Here is a 22,167-nt window from a genome sequence, read left to right on the forward strand (position 1 = left end):
GGCATTGAATCATCGCGCATATTTCAGGTGCTGCGATGTTAGAGATCGGTATTTTCTGCGTAATCCTTCTGGCTGCCGGCTATTGGGCGGTGATGTATGTCATGGGCCGCCGTGACGACGTCATCCACGGCAAATTTGTGCTGAGCGAAGACGAGGGCGCGCTCACGCAGCCCGTGATGCCGGTGCCTCCGCCGCCATTTCCGAAACGTCCGGTCAAGGCCGCCGCGCCAGCCAGTGTTCAGTCCGTGCAGGCTGAGGCAAAGCCGGTCAACAGCGACGCGCTGCAATCCCTGCTCGCCGCGATCCAGCAGGATCTCAAGAGCGTCGCCTGACGAACGCGGTTAGTGCTCGCCGCCCATCTGGGCGAACAACTCCTCGATATCGACATCGAACTGTCCGGCGGCGCGGACGTGGCGGACCTCGAAGCTGTCGGGCTTGAAGCGGTATTCGACCAGGCCAACTTCCTTGATCGCAATGCGGTCCTGCCGGGCATCGTTGATCCTGAAGCCGGCCGACGGCGCCCAGATGTGACGGGTGTGGCGAAAAGTGAAGTCGCGCCGCTGGTGCACGTGGCCGCTGGCGATCAGGCGCAGATCGACGGCTGCGAACATCCCGATCAGCCGCGCGCGTGCCGGCTGCGGCACATAGCGGATCGAGGTCTCCGTGGTTTCGGGGTCGTCGGGCAAATTGAGGAACAGCGGCTTGTGCAGGAACAGCGCGACCGGCTTTCCGTTGGTCCGCGCGATCTCCCGGGACAGCCAGTCGAACTGCTCGGCCTCGAACGCCAGCCCCGCATTCATCACCAGCGTGTTGAGGCCAATGAAGTGCCAGCCCGCTTCCTCGAACGACCAATGGTCTTCGCCGATGATGTCGCGAAACTGCTGGCGGTGCGCTTCGGTGACCGGCGGCTTGGGGGCCGGCCCGATTGCGGTCGGATTGTCGCCGATGTCGTGATTGCCGGGAATGTAGCGGCAGGCGACGGGCAGGGCGTCGTGCAGGCCCTTGGCGAATGCGACATCGTCGCGGCTGGTCGGCCCGTCGAACGAAACGTCGCCGGTGTTGACGACGAGATCGGGCCTGTCAGCGTCGATGTGCTCGCTGACACGGTGGAAGTTGGCGATCAGGCCGGGGAAGCGCCGGCCGAGATGAGTGTCGGAAATCTGCGTCAGGCGAAATTCGGACATGCGGTCAGCTTAGCCGGGGTCGCGCGTCGGAACGATGACGGTGCGGGCATGCATCGCAATGAACAAAGTTTAAAGCACGCGATAGCGGATCGTGTAGGCGTCCTGCGGGGCAACTGCGCCCGCCAACGGCGAGGCGACGCGGTCGGCGAGATGCCACGGGCTGAAGTCCTCGGAGCGGTGCGGCTCGGCTGGCAGGCGGAGGCGGAACTCGAAGGTGCCCTTGCCGGGTAGGTTGACGGCCAGCACCCGGTCCGCGGTGCGATGGTTGAGCACCACCGCGCCCCGCAGCAGCGCACGGCCGTCGCCGAGCTCGCGCACGCCGTCGACCAGCGCCAGTATCTGGTTGCGGTCGGTGTGCAGCTCGATCTGGGCATCTGACACCGCCGTCAGCGTCTCCCTGGGCATGCGGATCTCGAACTCGACGGCGGGCCTGGACGGGTTGAGGCCGAGATAGGCGAGCGCGGCATGGCGCATGTCGTAGGCGGCAAAGGCGAACAGGACAATCGCAGCGAGCACGGCGAGGCCGTGCCTGACGACGTCGCGCCAGGTCCGGTAGCTCAGGCGGAAATACACTGTCATTGCCAGCGCCACGGCAAGCGCTGCAGCGATGCCTGATAGCGCCGACATCAGGATGCCGAGCCGGCCCTCCGCGGATTCGGTCAAAGGGCTGATCAGGCTGGACAGGGTGTTCATGGAGCATCTCGACAGGCCGCAGGGCCCAAAATCGCTTTGACGGTCGCCATTTGGTCGCGGCCGCGGGAACTCGGGTTCAACTGGTTGATTGTCAGCGCCTCTGGTCGCGGCTAATGACGGTCCGCGGTGGTCCGCCTTACGGGAAAGTTCCGATGTCCATTCAAATGGTTCTGCTGCCTGTCTTCGTGCAGGTTGGTCTCACCTTCGCACTGCTGATCGGCGTGGTCTTCGGGCGGCGCAAGGCATCGGTCTCGGGCGAGGCCAGGAGCCCCGACATTGCGCTTGGCGAGTTCGAGCTGCCGCTGCTGTTCTACGCCCTGATCGCACTGGCATTGCCGCTCCGCCATGCCGATCTCTTCATCGTGCTGATGTCCTGGGTGTTCGTGGTGACGCGGTTTGCCCATGCCGGAATCCTCGCTTCCTCCGACAAGTCCGGTCCGCGTTCGACGGTCTGGCTCGCCGGCGTGCTCGTGCTGCTGGCGATGTGGATCTACTTCGCGCTGAAAATGCTGTTGTTGATCTAGGCGCTTGGGCGCCCGATCCAATCTGAAAGAATAAAATGACTCCCGCTGCCCGGCTGTCCGCAGCCATCGAACTGATCGACACCATCGAGAAAGACCGCGTGCCCGCGGCCAAGGGGCTGAAGGAGTGGGGCACCGCGCACCGCTTCGCCGGCTCGGGCGACCGCGCCGCGATCGCCGGCCTCGTCTGGGACGTGCTGCGGCGCTATGCGCTCGAGCGCCTGGCTGATGGATGCTGATACCGCGCGGGCGCGGCTGATCGGCATGCTCCGGCTCGAACGTAACATGGATGCGGCCACCATGGCCGCCTTGTTCGACGGCAGCCGGTTCGCGCCGGCGCCGCTGACCGACGCCGAACAGGCGGCACTGGCGTCGCGCTCCCTGAAGGATGCCCCGGCCGCGATCGCCGGCGACTACCCCGAATGGCTCGATTCTCATCTGGCAAAAGCGTTCGGCGAGGACCGCGTTGCCGAAGCCGTCGCGATGGCGAGCCGGGCGCCGCTCGACCTGCGCGTCAACACGCTAAAGTCCAACCGCGACAAGGTGCTGCGCGGGCTTGCTCATCTTCATGCGAAACCGACGCCCTGGTCGGCAAACGGCCTGCGCATCGAGCTTTCGGCCGATGCGCGCAACCCCGGCATCCAGTCGGAAGAGGATTTCATCAAGGGCGCCGTTGAAGTGCAGGATGAAGGATCGCAGCTTGCGGCCCAGCTCACCGCGGCAAAGCCCGGCGAGCAGGTGATCGATCTCTGTGCGGGCGCCGGCGGCAAGACGCTCGCACTGGCCGCGATGATGCAGGGCAAGGGCCGCTTGATCGCGACTGACAGCGACAAGCGCCAGCTCGCGCCGATCCACGAGCGGCTGTCGCGCGCCGGCGTCCACAACGCCGATATCCGCACGCCCAAGGGCGAGTCCGATCCGCTGGCTGACATCAGCGGCACCGCCGACCTCGTCGTCATCGACGCGCCCTGCACCGGAACCGGGACCTGGCGCCGCAATCCCGACGCCAAATGGCGCATGCGGCCGGGCGCGCTTGAGATCCGCCTGCGCGACCAGGCCGCGGTGCTGGATCGCGCCGTGCCGCTGGTCAAGGCCGGCGGCCGCATCGCCTACATCACCTGCTCGGTGCTTTCTGAAGAAAATGGCGAGCAGGTGCGCGCATTCGTCGCGCGGCATCCCGGCTTCGCGGTCGTTCCGCCTGAGCAGACCGCCAGCGTGCTCTGGGACAAGGCGGAAGCGTTCGCGGACGCCGCGCTGCAGTCGCCGGAGGGCTGGCTGATGACGCCGCGGCGGACCGGGACGGACGGGTTTTTCGTGTCGGTGTTGAAGAAGACGGGCTGATCCACGCCGTCATTCCGCGGCACCCGCAGGGCGAGCCCCGGAATGACGCGGCAAAACAAAAGCCCCGCAAACCGGATCCCGGTCGCGGGGCCTTCTAACTCTAGCGCTCTGCCGGTACGTTCGCCGTCAGAACGGTGCGCGGGCGTTAGCCGACGCGGAGATTGTCAGCCGACGACTTGCCGCTGCGGCGGTCGGCGACGATGTCGAACGAGACCTTCTGGCCCTCGTTGAGGGTCGAAAGGCCGGCGCGCTCGACAGCGCTGATGTGGACGAACACGTCCTTCTGGCCGTCGTCCGGCTGGATGAAACCATAACCCTTTTGGGTGTTGAACCACTTCACGGTGCCCATAGCCATGGGAATTTCCTTTGTTAGAGATGGTACGCACGCGGACCGGAACGCGTCACTGCGCCCATGATCCTGTTCAGTCGATGTTTGGAGAAGTCATCTGAAGCGTGCGCGCCCGTCTGCAACGAAGGGAAGCGGCCCAGTCGTTCGGCCAAGTATCGATGATCACATTATAGCGAGATTTTGGGCTACTTCAAGGCACCACCCGCGCCCCGGCATGTCGCGTGGCTTTGCTATTTTGCGATGCAAATGAAACCGGCCCGTGTCTCAATCCACGATGAAAAGCGTGGCGCCCGACGCCGTCGAGGACCGGTGCGCGGCGTCGCCGAAGTCCGAGACCTGGTAGCTCATCCCCGCCGTCAGCTTGCACTTGCGCCCGTCGCGCAGCTCGCTGTCGAGCTCGCCCTTCACGACGAAGATCACGTGGCCGCGGTCGCACCAATGGTCGGCGAGATAGCCTGGCGAATACTCGACCATCCGCACCCGGAGATCGCCGATGTTGAGCGTGCGCCATTTGGCCTCGCCGGTCTCGCCGGGATGGGTGGTCGGCTCGACCTTGCTCCAATCGGTGACGGTGAAGGGGGAGGCGGGAAGTTTCATGGGGAGTGTCCTGTCTTGGTGCCGGCGGAGCCCTTGTTATCGGATGCGAGCGCCGCAGTCGCCGTCATTGCGAGCGAAGCGAAGCAATCCAGTAATGCATCCGTGGTGACGGTCTGGATTGCTTCGCCGCAAGGGCTCCTCGTAATGACGAGGAGAGGTCAATGCGGCAGATGGTTCGCCGAGCCCTGCACGATCAGCCCGGCCTCGTTCACCCGCAGATATTCGCAGATCCGCTTGCCGCGCTCGTTCTCGTAGAACACGACCACGCTGTCCGGGCTGACGAACAGATCGATCACCGTAAAATGCAGGTTCGGGATCAGCCCGAGCGCCTTGCCCCAATAGGCCCGCAGCGCGTCCTTGCCGCGCACGGTGCCGCTGGCATCGAACCCCATCATGGGGATGCGGTCCGAGGTCATCACGGCGTCCTCGTCGTAGAGCGTGAGCACGCGTTCGAGATCGCGGGCATTCCAGGCCTCGATCCAGGTCCGGCCGAGCGCGGCGAGCGTTGATGGTGGGTGGTTCTGTGGCACGAACGTTCTCCCTGATTGGGCTCCTGTGTGATCCGGAGCATATTAGGTCAATAATACTTACCTATTACGGCTTGTCCATGCCCAAAGAAGAATGTGGGTGCGCAGCCCGCGCGGTTGCGGGCCGGTCGCACGTCGCGTATCTGCTTGCCATGACAGCAGCACAGCACGACCGCTCCGCGTCGACGCCCTCCGTGGCCTCGGCGCATGACAAGATTCTCATCGTCGATTTCGGCAGCCAGGTGACGCAGCTGATCGCGCGTCGGGTGCGCGAGGACGGCGTCTATTGCGAGATCGTCCCGTTCAACAAGGCCGAACAGGCTTTTGTGGAGATGAAGCCGAAAGCGGTGATCCTCTCCGGCGGGCCGGAGTCGGTGCATGAGGAAGGCTCACCCCGCGCGCCCCAATTGATCTTCGCCTCCGGCGTGCCGGTGCTGGGCATCTGCTACGGCCAGATGACCATGGCGGAGCAGTTAGGGGCACCGTCGAGGGCGGCCATCACCGCGAATTCGGCCGTGCCGATGTCGAGGTCAAGGCGCCGAGCAAGCTGTTCGAGGATGTCTGGTCGCCGGGCGGCAAGAACCAGGTTTGGATGAGCCATGGCGACCGCATCACGAAGATGCCGCCGGGCTTCTCCGTCGCCGGCACCTCGCCGAACGCGCCGTTCGCGATCATCCAGGACGAGACGCGCAAATATTACGGCCTGATGTTCCACCCCGAAGTGGTGCACACGCCCGACGGCGCCAAACTGATCCGCAATTTCGTCCGCAAGATCGCAGGCCTCTCCGGCGACTGGACCATGCGCGCCTTCCGCGAGGAGGAGATCGCCAAGATCCGCGCCCAGGTCGGCAAGGGCAAGGTGCTCTGCGGCCTCTCCGGCGGTGTCGATTCAGCGGTCGCGGCCGTCTTGATCCATGAAGCCATCGGGGACCAGCTCACCTGCGTGTTCGTCGATCACGGCATGCTGCGTCTGGATGAGGCCAAGACGGTCGTCGACCTGTTCCGCCACCACTACAACATCCCGCTCGTGCACGTGGATGCGTCGAAGCAGTTCCTCGGCGAGCTCGAAGGCGTCACCGATCCCGAAACCAAGCGCAAGACCATCGGCCGCCTCTTCATCGAGGTGTTCGAGGCCGAGGCCAAGAAGATCGGCGGCGCCGACTTCCTCGCGCAAGGCACGCTCTACCCCGACGTGATCGAGAGCGTCTCCTTCACCGGCGGACCTTCAGTCACCATCAAGTCGCACCACAATGTCGGCGGTCTGCCCGAGCGCATGAACATGAAGCTCGTCGAGCCCTTGCGCGAGCTGTTCAAGGACGAGGTCCGCAAGTTGGGGCGCGAACTCGGCCTGCCCGAAATCTTCGTCGGCCGCCACCCGTTCCCGGGTCCCGGCCTCGCCATCCGCTGCCCCGGCGAGATCACGCGCGACAAGCTCGACATCCTGCGCAAGGCCGATGCCGTCTACATCGACCAGATCCGCAAGCACGGCCTCTACGACGACATCTGGCAGGCGTTTGCCGTGCTGCTGCCGGTGAAGACGGTCGGCGTCATGGGCGACGGCCGCACTTACGACTTCGTCGTGGGCCTGCGCGCCGTCACCTCGACCGACGGCATGACCGCGGACTTCTATCAGTTCGACATGAAGTTTCTCGGCGAGACCGCCACGCGCATCATCAATGAGGTGAAGGGCGTGAATAGGGTGGTGTACGATGTGACGAGCAAGCCGCCTGGGACGATTGAGTGGGAGTAGTGTGGCCTCCACGTAAGCTCGATCGGTGCGTGAAGTCCACGTGCTTTCGCGGGCAGAGTATTGTGGCGCATTATTGCGTGCGGGACGGCCGGAGCCACGAGAGGCCAAGGCTCGGAGTCACATCGGCGCGATGCCGATCGTTTTGATGATCCTCGCCCATTTCGCGGCTTCCGAGGTCATAAAATCCTTCAGGCCTTGCGGGTCCATGACCAGCGGCTCGGCGCCCTGTTCGACGAAGAGGGCGCGCACCTTCGGATCGTTCACGGCTTCGACCATCGCTTTATAGAGCTTGTCGACGACGGCTTTCTCGGTATTCGCCGGCGCAAGGAGCGCGAGCCAGGCCGCACTCTCGTAATTCGTCAGGCCGGCCTCGGCCGCGGTCGGCACATCCGGCAGGGCCGTCATGCGCTTGTCGTTGGCAACCGCGAGCGGACGCGCATCGCCGCTCCTGATCAGACCGAGGACGTTCGGCAGGAGCTGGAAGCCGAGCGGGACCTGACCGGCGATGAAGTCCGGCGTGTAGGCGGCGATGTTGCGGTAGGGCACATGCGTCAGTTCTGCGCCCGTGAGCTGCTCGAAGTAGGCGGCCGACAGATGCTGCGAGGAGCCTACACCGACCGTCCCGTAGTTCAGCTCTCGCGGATGCGCCTTGGCGTAGTCGATCAACTCGGCCAGCGATTTCGGCGGCAGTTTCGAGTTGATCACGATGACATTCGGCAGCGTCGCAAACAGGCCGATCGGGGCGAGATCCTTCAGCGGATCGTAGGGAAGATCCTTGTAGAGCGACTTATTGGCGGCCAGCGGCCCCGAGGTACTCATCAGCAGCGTATAACCGTCGGGGGCCGCGTGTGCTGCGGCGGCAGTGCCGATATTGCCGCCAGCGCCGGGGCGGTTGTCGACCACGAAGGCCTGGCCGAGCGATGTGGACATGCGGTTGAGCAGGATGCGCGTGATCACATCGCTGGCGCTGCCGCCGGCAAAAGGCACGAGCACCTGAACAGGGCGAGCGGGATAGTCTTGCGCGTTCGCAGCCTGCATTCCTGCGGCCGCGAGCAGGGCGCCGCCGCCGAGCGCGAGCAGCGACCTGCGATCAGGATAAAGACCGTCATCGTGCCGCGCCGTGGTGTCCGTGTTCTTGCTGCGACCAAACCGTGCCATCTCGGACAGACTCCCCCAAACTGTCTTGATGCGAGCCCTGTGATCTTCCGGGACAAGAGTCGGGATGAAGCAAGGCCGCGTTTTCTGTGCCCGGACCGTAACCAGCACGCCGCGGCGATCGTCATGCCCGCGCGTCTCAAAACTTACCAACCCGTCTCATTCTGCGATGGGCGCGACAGCTTGCCCGAGCAGAACTTCTGCGTTCAGGAGATCGCTTTCCGCCGCGACCTCTTGCGTGCTTTGCGGAGCGATGAAGTTGCGCCGCGGGAGGAGGGCTCCACGAACTCTCTCGCCACGGCCGCAGCCTGCTCGAGATCGAGGCTGATGATGTCGAGCACGGCCTTGGCTGCAACCGACACGGTCCGCCGCGGATGATGGACCCAGGCAATCGAACGCACTATCCGCTGCTCGTCGAAGCGATGCGCCCGGATGGCGCCGTTCGCGAGCGATTGCCGGAGCGCAATGGTTGGCAGCACCGTTGCAAAATCGGTGGTCGCGATCACGTCGCAGAGGGCAGGAAGCGTGTCGAGCTCGAGCCGTGGGCGCAAGTCGATACCGACGGCGGCGGCGTGCTCGTCGAGAATCAGCCGCAAGCCGTGGCGCTTCGACGGCAGAACGAGGTCGACGTTTGCGATGTGGTCGAACCGCAGCTTTGCCGGCGGCCTGATCGGGCTGCCCCTGCGGCAGGCGAACACCATCTCTTCGTCCATGACATGGTGTGCGGTCAGCGGCGTCTTCCGGCGCGGCACGTTGATGAGCGCGAAGTCGAGCTGGCCGGTGTTGACCCATTCGACCAGCGTTTCGGTGTAGCCCTCGCAGGCCGACAGCGTGATCTCGGGATAGCGGCTGGCTACCGTCGCCGACGCGCTCGCCATCGTGCTCTGTGCGACCGAGGTGATGAGGCCGACCGAGACGCGGCCCGAAATGCGGCCGCCGAGCTGCGCCATCTCTTGCCGCGCATATTCGGCGTCGCGCACGATCGGCGCGGTAAGTCGCACCAGAGCTTCGCCGGCACTGGTCAGCGTCATGCCGTGGACGCTGCGGTCGAAGAGTTTTTGGCCAAGCTCGGCCTCGAGTTTGCCGATCTGCATGCTCAGTGCCGGCTGCACGATGTTGAGCTGGCGCGCGGCGCGGGTGACGTTCTTCTCCTCGGCGAGGCACAGGAAATATTGCATCTGCCTGAGTTCCACGGACCCGTCCTTCGTTTGCCGACCACACTCGCTATCCATCATTCAAGGTGATGAGTTGTATAATCAATCATTATTTGTGGTGATGGATGCGATTGCCTAGTCTCGTGGCGCGAGGGCGCGTGCCCAAGGAGCAAAATCAGACATATGCAGGACGCGGCACCCAAGCGGATGATCATTGGCATCTCGGGCGCCTCTGGCGTCATCTATGGCGTGCGCCTGCTCCAGCTCCTTCGCAATGCCGGCGTCGAGACCCATCTGGTGATGTCGAAGACGGCCGAGCTGACCTTCGCCTATGAGACCGACCTGAAGATCGCGGAGGTGAAGGAACTCGCCAATGTCTGCCATACGATCAACGACATGGCCTCGGCGATCTCAAGCGGCTCATTCCGCACTGCGGGCATGATCGTGGCGCCGTGCTCGATGCGCTCGATGTCCGAGATCGCCTCCGGCGTCACCACGACGCTGCTCACTCGCGCCGCGGATGTCGTGCTGAAGGAGCGCCGCCGCCTGGTGCTGATGGTGCGCGAAACCCCGCTGCATACCGGACATCTCCGAACGATGACGGCCCTGTCGGAGATGGGCGCGATCATCGCGCCGCCGATGCCCGCTTTCTACGCCAGGCCCGAGAACCTCGACGATATGGTCGAGCACACCGTCGGCCGCGTGCTTGACCTTTTCGACATCGATATCGGCGTCGTGCGCCGCTGGGGCGAGGACGAGGCGCTCAAGCGTCGCTCGCCGCCGCTGCGCAAGATCGCGCCCTGATCCGAAGACCTCAAGGAAAGACCCGTATATGCGAATGGAAAATGTAGCGAGGAAAGGCGCAAACGCACCCGCCGATCTGCGTGCCTGGCTCGCGTTCCTCGCCGAACGCGGCAAGCTCGCCATTGCGCGGGAGGGCGTTGCGCTGACCGACGAACTCGCTGCCATTGCCAAGCGGCTCGAGCGCGACAGTGCCGTGCTGTTTCCGCGTCCCGACGGACACGAGATTCCCGTCGTCGCCAACCTCTTTGCCGGCCGCGACTGGGTCGCCGATTCCATTGGCGTGACCGAAGACCAGCTGCTGCCGCGGTTCCTTGCCGCCGCGAGCCATCCGCTGCCGACGCACGAGGTCGCGAGCGGTCCGGTGCAGGAAATTGTCCATGAGAACGTCGACCTGCTGCGCCAGCTTCCCGTGCCCAAGCACAATGAGCGGGACAGCGGCCCCTACATTACGGCCGGCCTGCTGATTGCGCGCAATCCCGAGACCGGCGTGCAGAACGTCTCGATCCACCGCTGCCAGATCTCTGGCAGGAATCGTATCGGGGTGCTGCTGCTGCCGCGGCACACCTTCTCTTATTATCGTCTCGCGGGGGAGATGGGCCAGCCGCTGGAGATTGCGATCGTCATCGGCGCGCATCCGGCGCTGATGTTGGCCTCGCAGGCGATTGCCGGGCTCGACGAGGACGAAATGGCGATCGCCGGCGCGCTGCTCGGCGCGCCTGTGGACGTCGTCAGGTGCCGTACCAATTCGGTTCGCGTGCCCGCGCATGCGGAGATCGTGATCGAAGGGCGCATACTTCAGGGCGTGCGCGAGCCGGAAGGTCCGTTCGGCGAGTTCCCTCAATATTACGGCCCGCGCGCAAATCGCGAGGTGATCGAGGTCGATGCGATCACCCATCGCGCCAAGCCGATATTTCACACCATCGTCGGCGGCGGCTTCGAGCATTTGATCCTCGGCGGCGTGCCGCGCGAGGCGACTTTGCTTCAGCATCTGCGCCGCAGCTTTCCCAACGTGCTCGATGTGCGCCTGACGCGCGGCGGCACTTGCCGCTACCATCTCGCGATCAAGATCGACAAGACCAATGACGGCGAGCCGACGAACATCATGATGTGCGCCTTCGGCGCGCATTACGACATCAAGCAGGTTGTCGTGGTGGACAAGGACGTCGACGTTTCCTCGTCCGACGAGATCGAATGGGCGGTGGCGACGCGGTTCCAGGCCGATCGCGATCTCATGGTCATCTCAGGCGCGCTCGGCTCGAAGCTCGATCCGACCACAGACAACGGCATCAGCGCCAAGATGGGTCTCGATGCGACCGTGCCGGTCAGCGCGCCTGAGTTCGCCTTCAAGCGTATTCGCGTCAAGGGCGAGGAGGAGGTCGATCTCGCCACCGCCTTGCAGGCCGACCCGAGCGCCGCGGTCGCGCGGCTGCTTGCGGAGGCGCGGGCATGAGCGGGGTACCGACCGATCGAGACTTGCGCCGGTTTGCGCGGTTGGAATATGTAGCTGGTGCTGCATATATTGCTGCAACAAAACAACCATTTTACGGCACAATGCCGGGAGGACGGAACTGATGTCGACGGCCCTGCGCATTGCCCATGGCGCTTTCGGCAGGGTCGCTCTGCTCGACATGGATCGTTCGCTGGTCCGTCACGCCCATCATCACTGCCACGTCCTGCTCAAGGTCGAAGGGGCCGACACCCAGTTCATGGTCGGCGACCAGGTGACGCCGCTCACCGACACCGCCGCGGTGCTGGTCGACGGCTGGAAGCCGCACGCCTATGTGCATGAGGTCAACCGCCCACGTACGCTGATCATGGCGCTCTATATCGAGCCGGAATGGCTGAAGGAGTTCCGTCCCGGCTGGGCCGCAAGTGGTGCGCCGGGCTTTTTCGAGCGTCCGTCGGGCGAGGTGTCGCCGCGCATTCGTCAACTCACTCTGCATCTGGCGGCCGAAATGATGGCGAATCCGGATGCGGTGCGGACCCACGAACAGACGCTGTCCGACCTGATGATCGCGGTGATCGAGCGCTTCACGCCGTGGCGCAGCTTTCCGACCTCGATCCGCGGAATGAGCGCGGTGAGTTGCGACTGGCGCATCCGCCGCGCGATGGATGCGATGCGGGTGCGAGACTCTTACGCCAATGTCGAACAGTTCGTGAAGGGCGCCGGCCTGTCGCGTGCGCAGTTCTTTCGCCTGTTCGAGACATCGCTCGGCGTCTCGCCAAAGCTTTATCTCAATGTCGTCCGCATCGAGCGCGCCCTCGATGCTGTGATGCGGGAGGATACGCCGCTCGGCGAGCTCAGCGAGCGGTTTGGCTTTCCGGAGCCCGCGCATTTCACGCGCTTCTTCCGCGATCATGCCGGCGTCAGCCCGCGCGAGTTTCGCAACGTCTCGCGTCTCGCCGGTTGAGTCTTGCGGGTTGATATTGCGCCGCACGCGCTCGAATGAGACGATTTGGTAATTCGTGAGAACGGGCGGTATGGCTCGCGCATCCCCAGTCCTGACATCTGTCACCGTCGCGTCAAAGAGCGCGTCGGGAGGTTTGTCGGGACATGGTGCAGGCTGCGGTTCAATCCGCGAATTCAGTCGATCAGAGTGATGACAGGCCGTGGGTCGGGCGGTCGATCGCGCGCATCGAGGACGCCGCGCTGCTCTCTGGCCGCGGCCGCTTCATCGACGATCTCGGCGTTGCGCCCGGCACGCTGCATGCGACCATCCTGCGCTCGCCGCACGCGCACGCCGATATTCTCTCCATCGACGCTGAAGCCGCGAAGCGCCTGCCAGGCGTTACTGCGGTCCTGACTGGCGAGGACGTCAAGGCGGTCACGACAACCCTGGTCGTCGGCGTGAAGGCGCCGGTCGAATGCTGGCCCATAGCAATGGACCGCGTCCGCTATGTCGGCGAGCCCGTGGCCGTGGTCGTTGCGACCGACCGCGCGCGCGCCGAGGATGGGGCGGAACTCATCAACGTCGAATATCGCCCGCGCGGCGCCGTGGTCGATCCGCTTGGCGCGATTGCACCCGGCGCGCCGGTGCTGCATGACGGCTTTCCCGGCAATCTCGCCAGCGAACGCGCCTTCCGCTACGGCGATCCTGAAAAGGCCTTTGCCGATGCGCCGCATCGCTTCGTCATCGATGTCAAATATCCCCGCAACTCCTGTACGCCGATCGAGACCTATGGCGTCGTCGCCTCGCACGATGCCGGCGAGGATGCCTTCGAGGTCCTCGCCAACTTCCAGGGCCCGTTCAGCATCCACACGGTCATTGCACGCGCCCTGAAAGTGCCGGGCAACCGGTTGCGGCTGCGCACGCCGCCCGAGTCCGGGGGCAGCTTTGGTGTCAAGCAAGGTGTGTTTCCGTACATCGTGCTGATCGCGGCGGCCGCGCGCATTACGGGACGGCCGGTCAAATGGATCGAGGACCGGCTCGAACATCTCACCGCATCGGTGTCGGCGACCAACCGTGCGACGACTTTGGCGGCGGCTGTCGCGGCCGACGGAAAGATCCTCGCGCTCGATTGGGATCAGGTCGAAGATTGCGGCGCGCATCTGCGCGCACCCGAGCCGGCGACGCTCTATCGCATGCACGGCAATATGACCGGCGCCTACGACATCGGTCACGTCAGGATCCGCAACCGCGTCGTCGTCACCAACAAGACGCCGACGGGGCTCAACCGCGGCTTTGGCGGACCGCAGGTCTATTTCGCGCTGGAGCGGTTGGTTCAGAGGATCGCAATCAACCTCGGTCTCGATCCGCTCGCCGTGATCAAGCGCAATCTGATCGACGCTGGCGCGTTTCCCCATCGCACAGCGACCGGCGCCTTGCTGGATTCCGGCAATTACCACGAAGCCGTCGCGCGCGCGGTCGAGCAAGGCAGGCTCGCCGAACTGAAGGCACGGCGTGACGAAGCACGCGCGCAGGGACGTCTCTACGGTATCGGCTTTGCGGCCGTGGTCGAGCCCAGCGTCTCCAATATGGGCTACATCACCACCGTGCTGACGGCGGCCGAGCGCCGCAAGGCGGGTCCGAAGAACGGCGCGCAGGCGACAGCCACCGTCGGCCTCGATCCGGTCGGCAGCGTCACCGTCCACGTCGCCTCCGTGCCGCAGGGGCAGGGCCATCGCACGGTGCTGTCGCAGGTCGTTGCCGACGTCTTCGGCCTCCAGCCAACGGACATCCGGGTCAACACCGAGATCGACACCGCCAAGGACGCCTGGTCAATCGCATCAGGGAATTACGCAAGCCGCTTTGCCGCGGCGGTGGCGGGCACGGCGAAGCTCGCGGCTGAACGCGTCGCCGGCCGTCTTGCTCGCATCGCCGCGAGCCAGCTGAACGTTGAGGCTACCGACATCGTCTTTGCGAAGGGATTTGTTGCCTCAAGGCACAATCCGGAGAACCGGATCGCGTTCTCGCGCGTCGCAGCGCTCAGCCACTGGTCACCGGGCTCTCTGCCTGACGATGCCGACCAGACCATCCGCGAGACCGTGTTCTGGACGCCGCCGGAACTGACGCCGCCCGACGCGGACGACCGCATAAACTCCTCCCTCTGCCACGGCTTTATTTTCGACTTCTGCGGGCTCGAGATCGACCGCACCACGCTTGAGACGCGGATCGATCGTTACGTCACCATGCACGATTGCGGCACCATTTTGCATCCGGGCATGGTCAACGGCCAGATCCGTGGCGGCTTTGCGCAGGCGCTCGGCGCCGCGCTCTACGAGGAATATGCCTACGCCGATGACGGCAGCTTCCTCACGGGAACGCTCGCCGACTATCTGCTGCCGACGACGACCGAGGTGCCGGAGCCCGAGATCATCCACATGGAGACGCCGTCGCCGTTCACGCCGCTCGGTGCCAAGGGGGTCGGCGAGGGCAATTGCATGTCGACGCCGGTTTGCATCGCCAATGCGGTCGCGGACGCGCTTGGCGTTGCCGACGTCACCTTGCCGCTGGTGCCGGCGCGCCTTGCGGAGCTGGTGCGCGGCGCCGAGCCACCGCCGCCCGCAGGTGGCTCGACCGCGGCGGCTGCGCGCGAAGGTGACCGGCGGCTACGCGGCGAGGGGCAGGCTTCGGTGAAGGGCGCGCCGGAGCAGGTCTGGGCCATGCTGCTCGATCCCAACACGCTGCAATCCGTCATTCCCGGCTGCCAGCGCGTCGACAAGATCACCGACACACATTTCCGCGCCGACGTCACGCTCGGCATCGGCCCCGTCTCCGGACGCTATCGCGCCGACGTCGAATTGTTCGATCTCGATCCGCCGCGTGCGGTTACCCTGCGCGGCGGCGCCACCGGCGCGCTCGGCTTCGGCAATGCCGAGGGACGCATCACGCTTGCACCCGACGGCGAGGGCGGGACTAACCTGACCTACAGCTATGATGCCGCCATCGGCGGCAAGGTCGCGAGCATCGGCGGCCGTCTGCTCGATGGCGCGACGCGTGTCATCATCGGCCAGTTCTTCACCGCACTGGCCCGCAAGGCCGGCGGCGGGGGTGCGTCCGGCGGCGGCTTCTCAATGTTCGCGCTGCTGGCGAAGGTCGCGAGCTTGTTCGGGGGGCGTCGATGAAGCCGCCCGCATTCGATTATCTTCGTGCCGAAACCGTCGGGGACGTGCTCGACGGTCTTACGCAGCGAGGCGGCGACGCGCGCGTGCTCGCGGGCGGCCAGTCGCTGATGGCGATGCTCAACATGCGGCTTGCAAAACCTAAGCTGCTGATCGACATCATGCGCCTCAAGGAGCTCCGCAAGATCGAGCGGCAGAAGAACGCTGTCGTCATTGGCGCCGGGGTGCGCCAGGCGGATCTCCTGGCATGGCCTGACCTCGCCGAGGCGCTGCCGCTGGTCGCGCTGGCGTTGCCTTGGGTCGGGCACATGCAGACCCGCAGCCGCGGCACGATCTGCGGTTCGCTCGCGCACGCCGATCCCAGCGCCGAGATGCCGCTCTCGCTGTTAGCGCTCGGCGGCGAGGTGATGTTGCGCAACGGCAAGCGACGACGCCACATCGCGGCGAAGGACTTCTTTGCCGGCACGATGCTCACCGCGCGCGCCGACGACGAATTGATCGAGGGCATTTCGGTTCCGGTCATCAAGGGATCGCGCTTCGCCTTCCGCGAGGTCGCGCGCCGGCACGGCGATTTCGCCATCGTCGCCTGCGCCGCGATGACGACGCCGACCGGCGTGCGCCTCGCCGTCGGCGGCGTTGCCGACGTCCCGACGGCGCGCGATTGGCCGCGGCTCGAGGGGACTGCGCTCGACGACGCCCTCAACGGCTTCGCCTACGAACTCGGTGCTCGCGACGACGTTCACGCCACCGCGCGCTACCGCCGCGACCTCGTGCGCATGATCGGCCGCGACCTGATCGGCGAGGTGCAGCAATGACCCGTCTCGCGGCGGATGCCCGCCATGCCGTCCGACTTACGCTCAATGGCAAGCCCGTCGAGGGTGAGGCAGAGCCGCGCATGCTGCTCTCGGATTTCCTGCGTCATCAGCTGGGCGCGACCGGCACCCATGTCGGCTGCGAGCACGGCGTCTGCGGCGCCTGCACCGTGGTCGTCGATGGCATGCTGACCCGGTCCTGCCTCACGCTTGCGGCGCAGGTCGAGGGATGCGAGATCGAGACGGTCGAGGGGCTCGCGCCGTCGGCTGACCGGCTCGGCGTGTTGCAACAAGCTTTCCGCCGCAACCACGCGCTGCAGTGCGGCTTCTGCACCGCCGGCATCCTGATGTCGCTCGACCACTATCTGGCCAAGAATCCCGTGCCGACCGAGGCGCAGATCCGGGATCTCCTGAGCGGGCATATCTGCCGCTGCACTGGCTACACCCCGATCATCCAGGCGGCGCTCGAAGCCGCTGCAAAGCTCGCCTCAATCACAAAAGAGACGTCCGATGCTTGATCTCGCCAGCAGTTTCATGGCCAGCGCCGCGCGCGATCCCCATGCGATTGCATTGATCGACGGCGATCTCCGCCTGACCTACCGGCAATGGTACGACAAGATCTCCGCGCTCGTGGCGTCCTTCGACCGCCTTGGCTTCAAGCCCGGCGATCACGTCGTCACCCTGCTGCAAAATCGTTGGGAGGCTGCGACGTTGCACTGGGCCTGCCAGTTCGCCGGCCTCGTGATCACACCGATCAACTGGCGCGCAAAGGCCGACGAGCTCGATTATTGCATCGAGAACGCCGAAGCCCGCGCGATTGTCTACCAGGACGCTTCTGTGGAGGCGGTGCAGGGCTCGGCGTTGGCCGGCAAACTGCTGCGCGTGTCCGTTGATCCCGGAACGGGCGATGCAACCAATTTCCCGGATATGATCCGGGACAGCGCGCCCGACGCCGAGCCGCGCGTCGGTGCCGATGCCTGGTCGATCATGCTCTACACCTCGGGCACGACCTCGCGGCCAAAGGGCGTGCCACGCAGGCATCGTGCCGAGCGTGCCGCGGCGATCGCCCATGTCGCGCAAAACCTCTATGGCCGCGGCGAGCGCACGCTCGGCGTGATGCCGCTCTACCACACGATGGGCGTCCGCTCGCTGCTGGCGATGTCGCTGATCGGTGGCAGCTTCATCTGCCTGCCGCGCTATGACAGCTGCCAGGCCCTGGCGCTGATCGAGAAGGAGGAGATCACCAACCTCTATCTGGTGCCGACGCTCTATCATGATCTCGTCCATCACCAGGCCTTTGCGAAGACCGATGTCTCCAGCGTCCGCAAGCTCGGCTTTGCCGGCGCTTCGATGACCGATGGTCTCCTGAAGAAGCTGAACGAGGCGTTCAAGCCGGAACTGTTCGTCAACCACTACGGCAGCTCGGAGATCTACACGTTTACGATCGACCAGAATTCGGCGGCAAAACCGGGCTCGGCCGGCAAGGCCGGGCTGAATCAGCACATCAAGGTGGTGCGTATCGGCGCCCGATCGATCGCGGAGCTTGCTGCGGTCGGCGAGGAGGGCGAGATCATCGCAACGCTCGCCGGCGACGAGTCCTTCGAAGGCTACTGGCGCCGCCCCGAGGCCGACGCCAAGTCGCTGCGCGAGGGCTGGTATTTCACCGGCGATACCGGCTTCTTCGATCCCGACGGCGATCTCTTCGTCACCGGCCGCGTCGACGACATGATCATCACGGGCGGCGAGAACGTCTCGCCGGTCGAGATCGAGAGCTGCCTGTCACTGCATCCGGCGGTCGACGAGGTCGCGGTGGTCGGTGTCGCCGACGAGAAATGGGGCAAGGTCGTTGCCGCCTTCGTCAAGCGCAACCGCGCCGTCTCGGACGTCGAGCTGGAGCAGTTCTGCCGGACTTCGGGCCTCGCCAATTTCAAGCGGCCGCGCCGCTACGTCTTCGTCGACGCGATTCCGAAATCGCCGGTCGGCAAGCTGCTGCGGCGACTGCTCGTCGCCGGAGAATACGAAGCGGAGCGCATGCCGCCATCGGATGCAGCCTGATCATCAATCATCAACAGAAGGAAACGCGAATGCCGTCATCTTACACATTTTCCGATCCCCGGCTGGCCAAGCTCGACGGGTTCAAGGTCGAGATCGACGAGGCGCACGAGCGCGCCGACATCGTTTTAGGACGTCCGCCTTACAACGTCGTGGCGATGCCGCAGCGCGACCAGCTGCGTCTGACCTTCGAGACACTTGACGAGGATCCGCGCGTCCGCGTGATCGTGGTCCGCGGCGAGGGCGAGCATTTCTCCAGCGGCGGCAATATCGGCGGCTTCATGGAGGCGAGCCCCGAACACGTCTCCAAGCTCGCCTGGAACATCGCAGCTCCCGCACGTTGCGCCAAGCCCGTCATCGTCGCCAACCGCGGCTATTGCTTCGGCGTCGGCTTCGAGCTGTCGCTGGCCTGCGACTTCCGTATTGCCTCCGAGACCACGCAATACGCGCTGCCGGAGCAGAAGCTCGGCCAGATCCCGGGCTCCGGCGGCTCGGCGCGGCTGCAGAAGATGGTCGGCATCACCCGGACCAAGGATATCGTGATGCGTTCGAAGCGCATCTCGGCCAAGCAGGCGTTCGACTGGGGCATCGCCACCGAATGCGTGCCAGATGCCGAGCTGGAGAAGGCGACCGACAAGCTGGTCGATGAGCTCCGCACCTTCTCGCCGCTGGCGCAACGCACCGCCAAGAAGCTCCTCAACGATACCGAGGACTCGACTCTCGCCATTGCCATCGAGCTCGAAGGTCACTGCTACAGCCGTCTGCGCCAATCCGAAGACTTCAGGGAAGGTGTCGAGGCTTTCAACGCCAAGCGTCCGCCGAAATTCAGCGGCCGCTGAGAGGCGACAAAACCGCCGCGGTTCGCAATGACGCTGACCGCGGCTCACTTCAAACGGGGGAGGTAAAACAAAATGGCTGAGATGGACATGCCGGTCGCGGGTGCGCGAGCCGCTGCTGACAACAAGCAGATGATCAGCGCGGTCATCGCTTCGGTGCTCGGATGGGCGCTCGATCTGTTCGATTTGTTTATTCTATTGTATGTGGCGCCGGTCGTCGGCGCGCTGTTCTTTCCGTCGAGCAATGCGGCGCTGTCGCTGGCCGCGGTCTACGGCTCGTTCGCCGTCACATTGTTGATGCGGCCGCTCGGCTCGGCGGTGTTCGGGCATTATGCCGACGTGCACGGCCGCAAGCAGGCCATGCTGATCGCGATCGTCGGCGTCGGCATCAGTACGGCGGCGTTCGGCCTGTTGCCGACCATCGCGCAGGTCGGCGTGATGGCGCCGGTTATCTTCCTGATTCTGCGCCTGGTGCAGGGCATCTTCGTCGGCGGCGTCGTGGCTTCCACCCACACGATCGGCACGGAATCGGTGCCGGCGCAGTGGCGCGGTGCGATGTCGGGCCTGGTCGGCGGTGGCGGCGCCGGCATCGGTGCATTGCTCGCATCCTTCATCTTCCTGATCACGTCCTCGATCTTCCCCGGCGAAGCCTTCGCGGTCTGGGGCTGGCGCTTCATGTTTTTCTCGGGGCTGCTGAGTTCGCTGCTTGGCTGGTTCATCTTCCGCAACCTCGAGGAGTCGCCTTATTTCAAGGAGCTCAAGCGCCAGCAGGGCAACAAGCAGGCGAAGGTCTCGAAGGCGCCGGTCAAGGATGTGTTCTCCGGCGAATATCGTGGCGTTCTGCTGGTCAACCTGCTGATCACCTTCGGCGGCGGCGCGGGCTATTACCTGACCTCGGGCTATCTGCCGAGCTTCCTCAAGGTCATCAACGCGGTCCCGAACCAGACCTCGTCGCTGATCCTGATGGGTGCGAGCGTCTCGGCTTTCTTCTCCGCGGTGCTGGTCGGCGCGCTGAGCGACCGTATCGGCCGCAAGAAGACGTTCCTGATCATCGGCGTGCTGGCGGCGGTCCTGCTGCCGCTGTGCTATCTCAACCTCGCGGCCACCAAGGACACGACGGAGATCACGCTCTATGCGTTCGCCATCGCCTTCATCGGCAATGCGGGCTATGCGCCGGTGCTGATCTTCCTGAATGAGCGCTTTCCGACCGCGCTGCGCGCAAGTGGCACCGGCCTGTCCTGGAACATCGGCTTTGCGCTGGGCGGCATGATGCCGACCGTCGTCTCGCTGGTGAGCGGCAGCGCTGCGGAAATTCCGATGTCGCTGGCCTGCTTCGCGGTCGGCGTGTTCGTGATCTACCTGATCGGGGCGATCGTCATCCCCGAGACGAAGGGCAACTTTCGCTAGGTTATATCGGCGCGGCCGCAACGGCCGCGCCGATATATCGAATTGCGACGAGATTGAAATGGATGACACGGGCGGTCGTGTCCGAGCAGTAGATCCTTTTGGTTCGCGACTGGACACTGCCTCTTCCAAACTGGATTGGCGATGATACGAGAGTATCAGCCATATTCGTCAGTCCAGCCTCAAGCTCGAGCGAGTAGCTACGGTCGCGAGCTATCGATTGGAGCCGCGGTCAAATTGCGTCCGCCGGCCAAAAACGCAGAACCGATCCGTCAAGTCGAGGCGCCGAACAGCCTGCGCACCGCGGGCAGCCACTCACCCGTCATCGTGAACTCCAGCCCGAACCGCGCCCCGCAGGCGATCGCCAGCATCGTCACGGGAGCCGAGACCGCAAGCGTCGAAAACGCGCTCAGGCCCTGGCCGATGGTGCATCCCATCGACATGATGCCCCCGATGCCCATCAGGAGCGCGCCGGTCATGTGGCGCTTCAATTCGCGGGCGTCGTCGCAGGCCTCCCAGCGGAAGCCGCGCGCGAGCATCGCCGCGGCAAACGAGCCCGCGATGACGCCTCCGACCGAGCCGATGCCGAAATTCAGCCGCGCCCCGGAGAACGTGGCGATGTAGAGGATGGTGTCGCCGAGCGGGGCGACGAAGGTGAGGGAAGCGACCCGCCCCGGATCGAATTCGTCGTCCGCAATCCACCCGGTGGCGAACCAGCCGAACGCGATCGCGGCGCCGACGGCAAGGCCGGAGGCTAGCAGCCGTGGCGACCGCACCAGCCGGCCGTCTGCGAGCGCCCAGAAAGCGAGTGCGGCGGCAATCGATACGGTGAGGATTGCCCGCGTCACGCCATCTGCGCCGAGCAGCGAGGTCAGCGTCTGGTTGCTGCCTTCGGGAAGGCGCAGTGACAACGGCTCGATGAGAGCCATCCGCACCATGCCGGTGATGCCGCGCATCGTCGCGAGCGCCGACAGGCCGAGCACGAGAAAGACTACGATGGCGCGCAGATCGCCGCCCCCGACCCGCACCAGCGTTCCGAAGCCGCAGGTGCCGACCAGCGCCATGCCGACACCGAACATCAAGCCGCCGATGATCGCGCCGCCGAGCCCGATCGATGCCGTGAGATAGATCGAGCGCGACAGATCGATGAAGCCGAAAGCGGCGAGCGCCTGCGTCGCGAGCAGCGCGACCGCCGCGGCCAGTGCAAATGACTTCAATCGGCGGAAATCCAATCCGAAGAATGCATCCTCGAGCATCGCGAGCGTGCAGAAGCGGCCCGCGCGGCCGGCAACGCCGAGCACGGCGCCAGCGGCAAGCCCGCATGCGAACGCTATGGTCGAAGGATTGAGCATTCCTCCCGCAAGATCTTGTTCTGCTTCTTTGGGCAGTCTGCGCCGGTGGGGCGCGAAAAGCCAGCGCGGAAAA

19 protein-coding genes and 2 pseudogenes are annotated in these 22,167 nt (G+C 64.9%); 13 read left to right on the plus strand and 8 right to left on the minus strand.

The annotated features are described in order from the left end of the window. The first annotated feature begins 35 nt into the window (after positions 1-35). Positions 36-332, plus strand: a complete 297-nt coding sequence (locus tag ACQ86E_RS28135) for a hypothetical protein (RefSeq protein ID WP_431202753.1) — start codon at positions 36-38, stop codon at positions 330-332. Between the two features lie 9 nt (positions 333-341). On the opposite strand, the gene ACQ86E_RS28140 is transcribed toward ACQ86E_RS28135, so the two are convergent. After that, a complete protein-coding gene (locus ACQ86E_RS28140) occupies positions 342-1,184 on the minus strand; it encodes a metallophosphoesterase family protein (protein WP_431202754.1) in 843 nt (280 codons plus the stop codon). Between the two features lie 69 nt (positions 1,185-1,253). Next, complete coding sequence (locus ACQ86E_RS28145; RefSeq protein ID WP_431202755.1) at positions 1,254-1,877, minus strand: acriflavin resistance protein; 624 nt, start codon at positions 1,875-1,877, stop codon at positions 1,254-1,256. Between the two features lie 152 nt (positions 1,878-2,029). Between ACQ86E_RS28145 and ACQ86E_RS28150 the strand changes: the two genes are divergently transcribed. Then, positions 2,030-2,401, plus strand: coding sequence for an MAPEG family protein (locus tag ACQ86E_RS28150; protein WP_431202756.1), 372 nt, complete (start codon positions 2,030-2,032; stop codon positions 2,399-2,401). A gap of 35 nt (positions 2,402-2,436) precedes the next feature. Next, positions 2,437-3,739, plus strand: a pseudogene (locus tag ACQ86E_RS28155) (RsmB/NOP family class I SAM-dependent RNA methyltransferase). 145 nt (positions 3,740-3,884) lie between these two features. On the opposite strand, the gene ACQ86E_RS28160 reads toward ACQ86E_RS28155, so the two are convergent. The 3 genes from ACQ86E_RS28160 to ACQ86E_RS28170 form a co-directional block, all read right to left on the minus strand. Further along, the gene (locus ACQ86E_RS28160) at positions 3,885-4,094 is read right to left on the minus strand and encodes a cold-shock protein (protein ID WP_015686739.1); all 210 of its coding nucleotides are present in this window, start codon (positions 4,092-4,094) and stop codon (positions 3,885-3,887) included. 258 nt (positions 4,095-4,352) lie between these two features. Beyond that, positions 4,353-4,685: a DHCW motif cupin fold protein gene (locus ACQ86E_RS28165; RefSeq protein ID WP_431202757.1), complete on the minus strand. Its 333-nt coding sequence runs from the start codon at positions 4,683-4,685 to the stop codon at positions 4,353-4,355. Between the two features lie 158 nt (positions 4,686-4,843). Beyond that, entirely contained in the window at positions 4,844-5,215 is a 372-nt protein-coding gene (locus ACQ86E_RS28170; RefSeq protein ID WP_431202758.1) for a nuclear transport factor 2 family protein, read from the minus strand. A 149-nt stretch (positions 5,216-5,364) separates the two neighbouring features. Here ACQ86E_RS28170 and guaA point away from each other — a divergent pair. After that, positions 5,365-6,962: pseudogene (guaA, locus tag ACQ86E_RS28175) on the plus strand (glutamine-hydrolyzing GMP synthase). A 117-nt stretch (positions 6,963-7,079) separates the two neighbouring features. Here guaA and ACQ86E_RS28180 read toward each other — a convergent pair. After that, a complete protein-coding gene (locus ACQ86E_RS28180; protein WP_431202759.1) occupies positions 7,080-8,120 on the minus strand; it encodes a Bug family tripartite tricarboxylate transporter substrate binding protein in 1,041 nt (346 codons plus the stop codon). A gap of 203 nt (positions 8,121-8,323) precedes the next feature. Then, a complete protein-coding gene (locus tag ACQ86E_RS28185) occupies positions 8,324-9,295 on the minus strand; it encodes a LysR family transcriptional regulator (protein ID WP_431206579.1) in 972 nt (323 codons plus the stop codon). Between the two features lie 159 nt (positions 9,296-9,454). Between ACQ86E_RS28185 and ACQ86E_RS28190 the strand changes: the two genes are divergently transcribed. From ACQ86E_RS28190 to ACQ86E_RS28230, 9 genes are all read left to right on the plus strand, one after another. Next, positions 9,455-10,075, plus strand: a complete 621-nt coding sequence (locus tag ACQ86E_RS28190; protein WP_431202760.1) for a UbiX family flavin prenyltransferase — start codon at positions 9,455-9,457, stop codon at positions 10,073-10,075. A gap of 28 nt (positions 10,076-10,103) precedes the next feature. Next, positions 10,104-11,525, plus strand: coding sequence for a UbiD family decarboxylase (locus ACQ86E_RS28195; RefSeq protein WP_431202761.1), 1,422 nt, complete (start codon positions 10,104-10,106; stop codon positions 11,523-11,525). 121 nt (positions 11,526-11,646) lie between these two features. Then, positions 11,647-12,486 carry a helix-turn-helix transcriptional regulator gene (locus ACQ86E_RS28200; RefSeq protein WP_431202762.1) on the plus strand — a complete coding sequence of 280 codons (840 nt, stop codon included), beginning with the start codon at positions 11,647-11,649 and terminating at the stop codon, positions 12,484-12,486. Positions 12,487-12,629: 143 nt separating this feature from the next. Beyond that, entirely contained in the window at positions 12,630-15,641 is a 3,012-nt protein-coding gene (locus tag ACQ86E_RS28205) for a xanthine dehydrogenase family protein molybdopterin-binding subunit (protein ID WP_431202763.1), read from the plus strand. Next, positions 15,638-16,453 carry an FAD binding domain-containing protein gene (locus ACQ86E_RS28210; RefSeq protein ID WP_431202764.1) on the plus strand — a complete coding sequence of 272 codons (816 nt, stop codon included), beginning with the start codon at positions 15,638-15,640 and terminating at the stop codon, positions 16,451-16,453. The genes ACQ86E_RS28205 and ACQ86E_RS28210 overlap by 4 nt, the downstream gene beginning before the upstream one ends. Further along, the gene (locus ACQ86E_RS28215; RefSeq protein ID WP_431202765.1) at positions 16,450-16,968 is read left to right on the plus strand and encodes a (2Fe-2S)-binding protein; all 519 of its coding nucleotides are present in this window, start codon (positions 16,450-16,452) and stop codon (positions 16,966-16,968) included. The genes ACQ86E_RS28210 and ACQ86E_RS28215 overlap by 4 nt, the downstream gene beginning before the upstream one ends. Next, positions 16,961-18,505: an AMP-binding protein gene (locus ACQ86E_RS28220; RefSeq protein ID WP_431202766.1), complete on the plus strand. Its 1,545-nt coding sequence runs from the start codon at positions 16,961-16,963 to the stop codon at positions 18,503-18,505. Before ACQ86E_RS28215 ends, ACQ86E_RS28220 begins: the two co-directional genes overlap by 8 nt. 29 nt (positions 18,506-18,534) lie before the next feature. Continuing rightward, positions 18,535-19,341 (plus strand): enoyl-CoA hydratase/isomerase family protein, encoded by an 807-nt coding sequence (locus ACQ86E_RS28225; RefSeq protein WP_431202767.1) that lies wholly within the window; start codon positions 18,535-18,537, stop codon positions 19,339-19,341. Positions 19,342-19,413: 72 nt separating this feature from the next. Beyond that, positions 19,414-20,745: an MFS transporter gene (locus tag ACQ86E_RS28230; protein ID WP_431202768.1), complete on the plus strand. Its 1,332-nt coding sequence runs from the start codon at positions 19,414-19,416 to the stop codon at positions 20,743-20,745. Positions 20,746-21,014: 269 nt separating this feature from the next. On the opposite strand, the gene ACQ86E_RS28235 is transcribed toward ACQ86E_RS28230, so the two are convergent. After that, positions 21,015-22,094 carry a YeeE/YedE family protein gene (locus ACQ86E_RS28235; protein ID WP_431202769.1) on the minus strand — a complete coding sequence of 360 codons (1,080 nt, stop codon included), beginning with the start codon at positions 22,092-22,094 and terminating at the stop codon, positions 21,015-21,017. Positions 22,095-22,167 lie beyond the last annotated feature (73 nt).

The sequence above is a fragment of the Bradyrhizobium betae genome (assembly GCF_050632175.1).
Taxonomy (GTDB): domain Bacteria; phylum Pseudomonadota; class Alphaproteobacteria; order Rhizobiales; family Xanthobacteraceae; genus Bradyrhizobium; species Bradyrhizobium betae_B.